The organism is Clostridioides sp. ES-S-0123-01, assembly GCF_020658415.1.
GTDB lineage: Bacteria > Bacillota > Clostridia > Peptostreptococcales > Peptostreptococcaceae > Clostridioides.
In genome coordinates this window covers 21,557-32,187 of record NZ_JACVWD010000001.1, presented here as the reverse complement: position 1 = coordinate 32,187, position 10,631 = coordinate 21,557, and the positions used below count along the sequence as shown (strand labels likewise).

Sequence of the window (10,631 nt, the reverse complement as noted above, 5' to 3'; positions counted from 1 at the left end):
AGCATTAAATTGAAAAACATTGTTTTAAACTTTAGAAATATTTTTCATGCTCATGTTTATGACATCCTGCTTTTAAATTGTCTCTAACTTGCATTAGAAGTCTTCTAAGTACTATTTTTTCTTCTTCACTAAATCCTAAAAAGATTTCTCTTTCTAATTCTTTGTTAAATTCCTCAACTTTCTTACATACTTCTAGGCCTTTATCTGTTAAAAAAATTCTAGAAATTCTTTGGTCCTTTTCATCTTGTTTTCTTTCTACAAGCCCAGTTTTTTCCATTCTTTTTATCATAACTGTCGTTGTAGATGCTTTTACTTTTCTTTTATCTGCTAATTCTTTTTGACTTTGACCATTTTTCATCCTAAGAGAAAAAAGTATTTGTGGCTGACCCTGGTACAAGCCTAATTTATCAAAATAAAAATGAGTTCTTATAAAATATATTCGCATCAATTGCAAGAAAACATCATTTAATTTTTCTTCAGAATTGCTATTCATACTTACCCTCCTTATTTTTATATTACTTAGTCGGCTAATGATTATTTTACTATAACAGCTATCTTTTTTCAATATATTTATAAAAAATTCATATAAATTTCATTTATTAAATATTTTTCTATTGATTAGTTATGATTTTAATAGCTAATAATAAGTTTTTTAATTAGCTAACTACTTATATTTTTCATTAAAACCTTAAGATAAACCTTTTCATAAATTTATCAATTAAAAAAGGTTGTTTCAAAATAAAATAAATTTTGAAACAACCTCTTATTTAATAATATATTACTTATATACTATAAAAATATATTATTTATCCTCATATCCATTTACAACAACATCTATTTTTCCAGTTTCTGGCGATATAATCAACCCATGCACAACAATTCCCTCTGGAATTAAAGGATGATTTTTTATTAAATTAATACTATCTTTTACAGAATCCTCTGCTGAATCAAATCCATGTAACCATTGTTTTGTATCAATTCCTGCACTACGAAGTGTAAGTATTACATCATTTGATATTCCTCTATCTAAGATTTTATTTAGTAATTTATCCGTATCCACATTGCACATACCACATCCATGATGCCCTACAACCATAACTTCATCCACATCAAATTCATAAATTGCAACTAAAATACTTCTCATAATACTTCCAAATGGATGCATTATAGTAGCACCTGCATTTTTTATCAGTTTAACATCTCCATTTTTAAGATTCATGGCTTTAGGTAAAAGTTCAGTTAATCTTGTATCCATACATGATAGGACTACTATTTTTTTATTTGGATGTTTTGAGGTTGCATACTGTTCATATTCTTTATTTTTTACAAATGATTTATTGTACTCTAATATCTCTTCAAGTCTTCGCATATGTAATCTCACTCTCTATAAAAATTTTTTATATTATTATATCACTATTGGACTACAATATATACATATATAATTTAATTTATATTTATCATCTATTTTTATAAAATTATTATTTTTCCATAATTTCACATATTAGTTATATTAGTAAAGACTCTTATAATAATCTTTTAATAATCAAAATTAGAATTATATATTTTTGTTATTTAATTAAATAATTCTTTTAAAACTTTATTACCTAAATTTAATCCTATTATAGTTACTTTTCCATCCTTAACTCCGCTATATTTAAAAACATTAGTTTTGCCAGAAGAATAGCTAAATTCTAAATATACATCAGATGAATTTACAAAACCTTATGCCTTTAATATTTTTTTAATGAGTGTAGTTTTTCCTACTCCTAAAAAACCTGAAACAACATCAACCTTTATCATATATACTCAAGTCTTTTAAACTAATTAATACTTTTATGTAATATGCGTAGTATTGAATTTAGTTCTTCAACTGACATTTGACCTGGTGCAGAAACCTTTTTAACTGCTCCAAAAGTCAATGCTGAGCCAAATATTTCCCCACACAAACGACTTATAACTCCCATTCCTGCCATAGACATAGTTATTATTGGTCTATCTGCATAAACTTGAACCATTTCATTTGTAGCTGTAAGCAACACCAGAACATCTCTTTCATTTTTTGGCATAACAGCTATTTTAGGTAAGTCTGCTCCTAGTTTTTGCATTTTGCATAAACGAGATATAATCTCTTCTTTTTTGGGAGTTTTATTAAAATCATGATTCGACATGACTACTTTCACTTCTTTTTCATGAGCAAACTCGACTATTTCATTTACAATTTCATCTCCCATAAATAGCTCTACATCTATTAAGTCTATTAATCCTGTATTAGAGATTTCCTTATTTAAAATAGTATAATAATCTTTTGATATTAATTTTTGTCCACCTTCTTTTATACTTCTAAATGTAAATAATAGAGGTGTATCTGGTATATATTTTCTTAATTCATTAATAACTTCTTTAACTTGTTGAATATTTTCTACATTCTCAAAGAAATCAACACGCCATTCTACAACATCCAAACAAATTTCCTTTAAGTCATTAACTTCTTCAATAATTTCTTCTTTAGTTTTTCCAACTATTGGTACACAGATTTTAGGTATACCTTCTCCTATTCTAATATTTTTTACTTGTACTATATTATTCATATTTCTCCTCCACACATATAGAAGTTTTATCAGATTTTATATTCTTTACATCACAATATTATTATATCGTAAAAATACTATAAGTCATAACAATACTAATTCTACAGTAGTACTTCAACTTCATTTTATATACTTACATTTAATTTTTTTACACTCTTTCTTGTAATTTCATTATATTACTTAATTATTATTAATAAAATACATATTATTCTTAATATTGATAGAATTAATCTATGAATTATGGTATAATATGGTATAATTTTGTAGAAATAACCCGAATTTTATTTCTTATGAAGGGATTGAATATCAATGAACCTAAATCATTTGCATTACTTTAGAGTTTTAGCCAAAGTTGAGCACTATACAAAAGCAGCTACACAATTGTCTATAACTCAACCAAGCTTAAGTCATGCTATATCTGCTCTTGAAAAAGAACTGGGAACTTTTTTATTTGAAAAACAAGGTAGAAATGTTCGTTTAACTAAATATGGTAAATTTTTTTTAACTTATGTTGATAAAGCATTGAGTGAATTAGAAAGAGGAGAAAAAAAGCTTAGAGAATATACAAGTATATCAAAAGGTGTCATAGACTTAGGATTTATTTATACATTGGGAGCTTACTTCATTCCAGATATACTTGGTAAGTTTTTAGAAAAAGAGTCAAATAAAAATATTTCATTTTCATTTGGTCAAGGTACTACTAAAAAGATTATCCAAAGTTTAAAAGATGAAAAATTCGATTTAGCATTTTGCTCTTTTGTTCCAAATGAACCCAACATAGATTTTACAGCTATACTTCAGGAAGAATTGGTTGTAATAGTGCCATATAACCATCCTTTAGCCTCAAATGAAAGTGTAGACTTAAAGGATACAAAGGATTATCCTTTTATATTCTTTAGTGAAGATAGTGGAGTTAGACCAATTATTGATAAGCTCTTTGAAAAAGTTGATGTAAAACCACAAATTGTATGTGAAACAGAAGAAGATACAGCTGTCGCAGGTTTAGTTTCTATTAACTATGGTATAGCAGTTGTTCCAAATATTTTTGCTCTTAAATATTTTAATGTAAAGGTTTTATCAATAACAAATCCTATACATGAAAGGTACATATATTTAGCTACAATGAAAAATAAATATTTAACTCCTGCTGTTAATAGTTTTAGAAACTTTGTTATTAATTACAGTAAAAACAATAATCTAATTGATAAAATGGAATAAGAACAAGTTAAAAAGGGATTGTTTCAGAGTAAATACTCTGTACAATCCCAGACACATTTTAAAATTTATTAAAGTTTATTAGAAATAATCTGAGAAATATGGATTTTCACGTTCAATAAGATTTTCTAATAAATCTACTATTTCTTTATCACAAGTAATTCTTTTTATTCTATGAAGATAAGTTGGTCTTTTGTAACTAAGCAACATAGTTGTAAGTGTTTGTATATCAAGCTTCAAATCATACTTATCACCACCAGAGGTTAGTATACCTTTACCTTCTTTAGAAACACTTAGTGTAAATACTCCTGTATTCCAATCTAATAAAGGGTCTTTTAATTGAAATACTAACTTTACTTCATTTTCTTGTTCTTTAAATGGATACTGATTTATAAATTGTTCTATATCAACAATTCTACCCATAAAGTATGGTTTTATATTTTCTTCTATGTCTCCATCTTCAAGTAAAAATGCCAATGGTTCATCTGTATATGTATTTCCAACCACTTTATTTATCATTGAAAAGTGAGCACTTATAAAATTCCATAATCCTGTACGTGCCTCTTCTTCTACAAATACCATTTCTTTAATATAGAATATTTCATCAGAAATCCAATATAACACATAACCTTGTGCTTCATGGTTTTTATCATAATAAATTGCACATGTTAAGTCATCTAAATCCCAACGCCAGTATTCTTCCCATGCCAACTCACTTCTAATCATAGATGCATGGCTCTTTTTAGAAAATCGTTCATAAACATTTCTGACATCTTCGTGTTCTATACTTACACGCTCAACTTCTCCTGATACCACTTTAGGTTTCGGCAACTGAGTATCTTTAATTTCAAAAGATATCTTATCTGATATTATTTCCCATCCCTTACGACGATAATATGGAATTGAGTATGGAAATAAATAAGATATAGATTGTTTTCTTTCTCTCATATCTGTTAATGCTTGTCGCATCAATTTATCCATAAGACCTAAATTAGAATATTCAGGATATGTTCCAACACCAGTAAGACCACCCATATCGTATTCTTGACCAAATATATTGATTTTAAATGGATAAACAGCTATTTGAGATACTAGTTTATCCTCATCAAACCAACCAAATACATCTGCTTGTCTTAATACAGGTAGTTTAGCAAGAGTTATTTCTCTTTCCTCCCAACCTACTTGTTGTAAATCATGGTTTGTCACTTGAAATACATAACGTAACAATTGATTGAATTGTTGCAAATGCTTAGTTTCTACTTTCTTCATTTCGAGTCTCTCTAGTCGACTCATAATAAAACCTCCTAAAAATAAATACATATAAATACTATCTATTTATATAATATAGATAATAAATTTACATAAATACTACATAAATATTTATATAAACATAATTTTATCATACCCAATATATTCTAGTCAAATCACTGTTGAAAATTAAAGTTTAATTCAATAATAGCATTATTTAACTTAATAAAAAATGATTTATATTTAGTATATCTTAAATACTTGTAATTTTTTATCACTTTGATATAATCAAATAAATAGACAATTGTAATAAAATACAATTTAGTTAAAAATATTTTATTTAAAATAAAATAATAAACTATAAATAAATAAGTAATATATAAGGAGTGATTCTGTGAAGAGATGCATTGTAATAATGGGATAGTCAGGAAAACAACATAATATAAAGGAGAGATTTAAACATGACTATTCCAAATTCAGATAAAATATATCCAAGAAGTAATGATTATCAAACTATATATCTTAAAAATGTGATTACAAGAGACAATATAAAAGTTGGAGACTATACAATATATAACGACTTTTATAATGACCCAAGGGATTTTGAAAAAAATAATGTACTATATCAATATCCTATAAACAATGATAAATTAATAATCGGAAAATTTTGTTCAATTGCATGTAATGTAAAGTTTTTAATGACTAGTGGAAACCACACTATGAAATCACTCTCTACTTATACATTTCCAATCTTTTATGAAGAATGGGATTTAGACATAAATCATATAACAGATGCTTGGGATAATAAGGGTGATATTGTAATTGGAAATGATGTATGGATAGGCTATGATGCTGTAATTATGCCAGGTGTAAAAATTGGTGATGGAGCAATTATTGGAACAAGAGCTGTAGTTACTAATAATGTCCCTCCATATTCTATTGTTGGAGGAATACCTGCAAAAATTATAAAGAAAAGATTTAATGATGATATAATTTCAAAATTATTAAAAATTAAGTGGTGGGATTGGTCATATGAAAAAATCCAATCAAGTATTCAACACATTCAATCAGGAGCTATTGATAGATTAGTTTAATATTTTATGACTAATTTATCTTAAAACGAGATTTAGGGGAAATCTTTTTAGGAATTCCCTTAAATCTACTATATTGCCAATAGTCCTACTTGATATAATTAAAATTAAAAATAGTACTAAGGTTATAAAACAAAGATAAATTAACTTTTCTAAAATTACTTTACTTTTATTATTTATTCTCTACAAGAGATTCGACTTTTCTAAAATCATCTCTATTATTTATTATCATAAAAGATTTAACTTTTCTAAAGTTGTTATTATATTTCTTCCTTCTCTAACTCCATCGATTATTCTTCGAGCTATTTTACTATCTCCTATATTTAGAACTTCCACATTTTTAGCTTCAAAATATTTCTTTAAATTATTCAAAATTGGATTATTAGATTTCATTCCTAAACATATAAATCCATAATCAAAATTTAGTAAGAACTCTTCTTCATTCTTCTTAACTTTAAAATTATCATCCTCAACTTCCAATAATGCTGTATTTGTATAAACATCAACATTGTAATCTTTTAACATCTTCATCATTGTCACCTTTGTTATAGGGTCTAAATCTTTGCCCACAACTGGTAACATCTCAACTATAGACGTTTTAGCCTTATTTTCTGAGAAAAATTCTACAACATCTAATCCAACAGCTCCACCACCCACAACTACTACTTTCTTATTTTCTAAGTCTTTTGTTTTAAAATATTCTATATCATTAAATAGCTTAAATATTGAACTCACCTTTCCATTTTCTTGGTCTATCCTATCCATCAAACCAGTTATTGGTGGAAGTAATGGTTTTGAACCTGTAGCATTTATAATTATATCAGGTTTTAAATTTTCTATAAATTTAATATCGGCCTTTGTATTTTTAAAAACAATTAAATTTTTTAATTTATTAACTCTCTGTTTTAAATACTTTGGAAAATCATTTATTCTACTTTTATACGGAAAAGTTGATATTGTCTCAGCAAGCCCTCCTATATCTGCTTTTTCTTCTAATAAAAATACATTACAGCCCACCTCTGCTGCTGTGGCTGCGGCTTCGAGACCCGCCGTTCCTCCACCTATAACAACCACATTTGTTGTCTTATTTACTTTTCTTTGTTTATATTCTTCTCCATTTATTAAGTCTGGATTTACTGTACATCTTATAGGTCTATTTGCTCCAATTCTATTACCTGCACATCCTATATTACATGAAATACACTTTCTTATTGAATCTTCTTTTCCATTTTCTACCTTTTCAGCCCAATTAGGGTCAGCTATAAGGCCTCTTCCCATACCTATAAAATCCGCTTCATTATTTTCAAGTATTTTTGATGCTATCTCTGGATTCCTTATATTTCCAGTTATTATTGTTGTTTTTCCAAATCTTTTTTTAACTGCTTTAGACATATATGAACGCCACCCATCTTCTAATGTCATTGTATCGATTTGAAATTGTATAGAATCATTTAATGCTGCTGATACATTATATATATCTACTTCTTCATTTAAATATTCAAGAAGCTTTAAAGTATCATCTAAAGTATTTCCTCCCTCTATAAATTCATCAGCACTTATCCTTAAAGATATAGGAAATAAGGCTCCTACTTCGTCTCTAACTTTATCAATTACTAGTTTTGCAAATCTCGCTCTATTTTCAAGACTTCCACCAAATTCATCTGTACGCTTATTGTAAATTGGGGATAAAAATTGACTTATTAGATATGAGTGTCCAGCGTGTATCTCTATAGCATCAAAACCAGCTATTTGAGCTCTTTTTGCTGCCTTTCCATATTTTTTAGCTATATCTAGTATTTCTGCTTTCTTTAATTCTCTTGGTATTGTTCCTCCATTTTTTGAGGGTATGTTCGAAGAAGATACTGGAGTTAATCCATTTATTCTATCTGGCATAGCTGAAGCACCTGAATGATTAATTTGTATAGCTACACATGCACCATGTTTATGTAGACTCTCAGTTAACTTATATAAAGCAGGTATGTATCTGTCATGGTCTATTCTTATTTGTGTAGTTCCATTAGAACCTAAAGGAAAATCTACACAAGCATTTTCTACAATTATAAGTCCAGTTCCACCTTTAGCTCTTTGTTCATAATATTTAATGTGTTCATCTTTAAATTCTCCACTTTCTCCACCAAAGTTTGTTCCCATTGGTGGCATAACTATTCTATTTTTTACATTCATCCTTTTTATAGTTAATGGTTCAAAGATATTTTGATATATTTTCATTTCTATTCCTCCACACGTTTTTATGTTTATAGTTTTTGTGTTTTAAATTTATGTCTCTATTATAATGCGTAGAAATCTATTAAACCAGTGCATATTTTCATCATTATTGATAGATTTTTTCTATAATTTTATGATTATGTTTCTTAACAAAAAAATCATGCTACATTAATAGTGATACACTATTAATGTAGCATGATTACTTAAACTCTAGATAATTTTAATATTTTACATCTACACATATATATTAAGAATAGCTAAATTTTACAGTCTTCTATACTCTTCTCTTTTTAATTTTAAGTTACTTAGATAATAATCTATCTCATCAATTAGACGTTGTTTATCCTCAGGTAATATTCCTTTTAAGTTAACATAATTTGAGGCATGATTACTTCTAAATACGACTTTTTCATTGGTATCTATATTTTTTATCATTTCTTTAATTTCTTGTAGCACAGCTTTATCTTCCAATACTGTAAATTCACCTGATTGAAGTAAATCGTAAAGTTCAGTATTAGGTTCTACCATTAAACTCAATACACCTACATAATCTGGTGAAATTGCTCCTAGCATTTTTCCTGTATCAACTCCATGTTGATTCGTTTTTTTAGTTCCTCCAAGACCTGCTATTACAGTAGCTGATAATTTAATACCATTTTGCTTAACTTTTCTACCAACTTTTATAAGTTGTTCACTATTAAATCCCTTTTTAATATCTTCTAATACCTCATCATTTCCACTCTCAAGCCCTAGATAAATCATCTTAACACCAAGTTTTTTTAACTCTTTAAGTTCATCATCAGTTTTTTTCTCTATAGACTTAGGAGAGCCATATAGAGTAATTCTTTCACACTCTGGAAAAACTTCTTTTATATACAATATTATATCTCTTAGTTTTTCCATTGGTATTATCAATGCGTCTCCATCTGCTAAAAATATTCTGTCTACATTTTTATAATGTCTTCTAAATATATCAATTTCATTTTTTATTACTTCTAATGGTTTTATTTTAAATTTCTTTGATTTGTACATACTACAAAATGTACATTTATTATGAGAACATCCTAGTGTAACTTGTATTATAAGACTATAAGCCTCACTTGGCGGTCTATAAAGTGGCATATCATATTCCATATTAAAATCCCCCTTTTAATCAACTCTTAATTTTATTATATTAATAATATTTACTTAAAATAATACTTTATATATATTATAAACTTCAAGCTTTTGTTTAAGATATATTATTTAAAAATTTAATAATACTATTTGCAGTAATCTTAAGCTGTTTTTCTTGACTTATAATAGCATCATTGTCTCCCTTTTGTTTTCCATAATCTCCAAATTGTGCATGATTTCCCCCTTCAATTTCAACATAAGTTGTATCATCAGGAAGTTTTTCTTTTGCTTCTATAAGATTTTTAAAATTAACTACTCCATCTTTACTTCCCCATATAGATATAACCTTTTTACCTAGCTGTTTTAGTTCATTGCCCATTGGATAGGAAGATAAAAACACAACTCCATCAATTAATTTATTGTCACGTGCAAAATTAGATGCAACAACTCCACCCAATGAGTGACCTCCTATTACCCAATGTTCTATATTACTGTAAGAATCCATAATTTTCTGTGCTTTATTAGTTCCAAGTATAGCTAGATTAAGTGGCATTTTTGCAATTACCACTTCATATCCACTTTCTGCTATTTTTCTTGCAAGTGGTGCATATGATTCAATTTCTACTTTAGCTCCTGGATAAAAAATTATACCTTTAGAAACTTTTCTACCCTTCGGTGTAAATGAAATATTTTCATTTATGGTTACCTCAACTTTACTATTGCTAACTAATGCTTCTTTTGCTAGTTTTTGAGGTTCATATGTTTTGTTTATCCATATGAAAAAACTAAGCAGAATCAATACAAACAGTATACCTATTCCCATGAATATTTTCTTTTTTATATTAAATTTTCTATTATCATTTTTATCATCTTCGTTTTCAACCTCATCATAAAGTAAAGGTCTTTCAAGTTCCATAGTTATACTAAATGTATCATATTTCTTATTGCGCTTTACCTTTACATCTTTACTCATAAATCTAACCCCCATAATATTTGAATACTATTATAGTTTATCCTAAGTAAATTGTTTTTTCAACCAATGAAAAAAATCAATATTTTAACCTTTTTCACACAAAATTCATAAATATATGGTTTTTGTTTTTAATATACTATTTTCTGTTAACATTGTATAAAAGAAAAAGTCATA

At 27.2% G+C, this 10,631-nt stretch carries 10 protein-coding genes; 2 read left to right on the top strand and 8 right to left on the bottom strand.

The annotated features are described in order from the left end of the window. Positions 1 to 31 precede the first annotated feature (31 nt). The 4 genes from IC175_RS00135 to aroD form a co-directional block, all read right to left on the bottom strand. Positions 32 to 493 carry a MarR family winged helix-turn-helix transcriptional regulator gene (locus IC175_RS00135; RefSeq protein WP_227434883.1) on the bottom strand — a complete coding sequence of 154 codons (462 nt, stop codon included), beginning with the start codon at positions 491 to 493 and terminating at the stop codon, positions 32 to 34. A gap of 309 nt (positions 494 to 802) precedes the next feature. Further along, complete coding sequence (locus IC175_RS00130) at positions 803 to 1,369, bottom strand: beta-class carbonic anhydrase (protein ID WP_227434884.1); 567 nt, start codon at positions 1,367 to 1,369, stop codon at positions 803 to 805. A 353-nt stretch (positions 1,370 to 1,722) separates the two neighbouring features. Then, a complete protein-coding gene (locus tag IC175_RS19555; protein ID WP_227434955.1) occupies positions 1,723 to 1,800 on the bottom strand; it encodes a GTP-binding protein in 78 nt (25 codons plus the stop codon). Positions 1,801 to 1,820: 20 nt separating this feature from the next. Next, positions 1,821 to 2,588 (bottom strand): type I 3-dehydroquinate dehydratase, encoded by a 768-nt coding sequence (gene aroD / locus IC175_RS00120; RefSeq protein ID WP_227434885.1) that lies wholly within the window; start codon positions 2,586 to 2,588, stop codon positions 1,821 to 1,823. A 309-nt stretch (positions 2,589 to 2,897) separates the two neighbouring features. Between aroD and IC175_RS00115 the strand changes: the two genes are divergently transcribed. Next, entirely contained in the window at positions 2,898 to 3,806 is a 909-nt protein-coding gene (locus IC175_RS00115) for a LysR family transcriptional regulator (RefSeq protein WP_227434891.1), read from the top strand. Positions 3,807 to 3,884: 78 nt separating this feature from the next. Here the strand turns inward: IC175_RS00115 and eis are convergent, their stop codons facing one another. Continuing rightward, positions 3,885 to 5,096, bottom strand: a complete 1,212-nt coding sequence (gene eis, locus IC175_RS00110) for a GNAT family N-acetyltransferase (RefSeq protein WP_227850961.1) — start codon at positions 5,094 to 5,096, stop codon at positions 3,885 to 3,887. Between the two features lie 416 nt (positions 5,097 to 5,512). On the opposite strand from eis, the gene IC175_RS00105 reads away from it, so the two are divergent. After that, the gene (locus tag IC175_RS00105; protein ID WP_227434894.1) at positions 5,513 to 6,145 is read left to right on the top strand and encodes a CatB-related O-acetyltransferase; all 633 of its coding nucleotides are present in this window, start codon (positions 5,513 to 5,515) and stop codon (positions 6,143 to 6,145) included. 225 nt (positions 6,146 to 6,370) lie between these two features. Here IC175_RS00105 and IC175_RS00100 read toward each other — a convergent pair whose 3' ends face one another. The 3 genes from IC175_RS00100 to IC175_RS00090 all read right to left on the bottom strand — a co-directional run bounded on the left by IC175_RS00100 (position 6,371) and on the right by IC175_RS00090 (position 10,457). Continuing rightward, the gene (locus IC175_RS00100) at positions 6,371 to 8,371 is read right to left on the bottom strand and encodes an FAD-dependent oxidoreductase (protein WP_227850960.1); all 2,001 of its coding nucleotides are present in this window, start codon (positions 8,369 to 8,371) and stop codon (positions 6,371 to 6,373) included. Positions 8,372 to 8,632: 261 nt separating this feature from the next. Then, the gene (locus IC175_RS00095; protein ID WP_227434897.1) at positions 8,633 to 9,502 is read right to left on the bottom strand and encodes a radical SAM protein; all 870 of its coding nucleotides are present in this window, start codon (positions 9,500 to 9,502) and stop codon (positions 8,633 to 8,635) included. Between the two features lie 97 nt (positions 9,503 to 9,599). Beyond that, positions 9,600 to 10,457: an alpha/beta hydrolase gene (locus tag IC175_RS00090; protein ID WP_227850959.1), complete on the bottom strand. Its 858-nt coding sequence runs from the start codon at positions 10,455 to 10,457 to the stop codon at positions 9,600 to 9,602. Positions 10,458 to 10,631 lie beyond the last annotated feature (174 nt).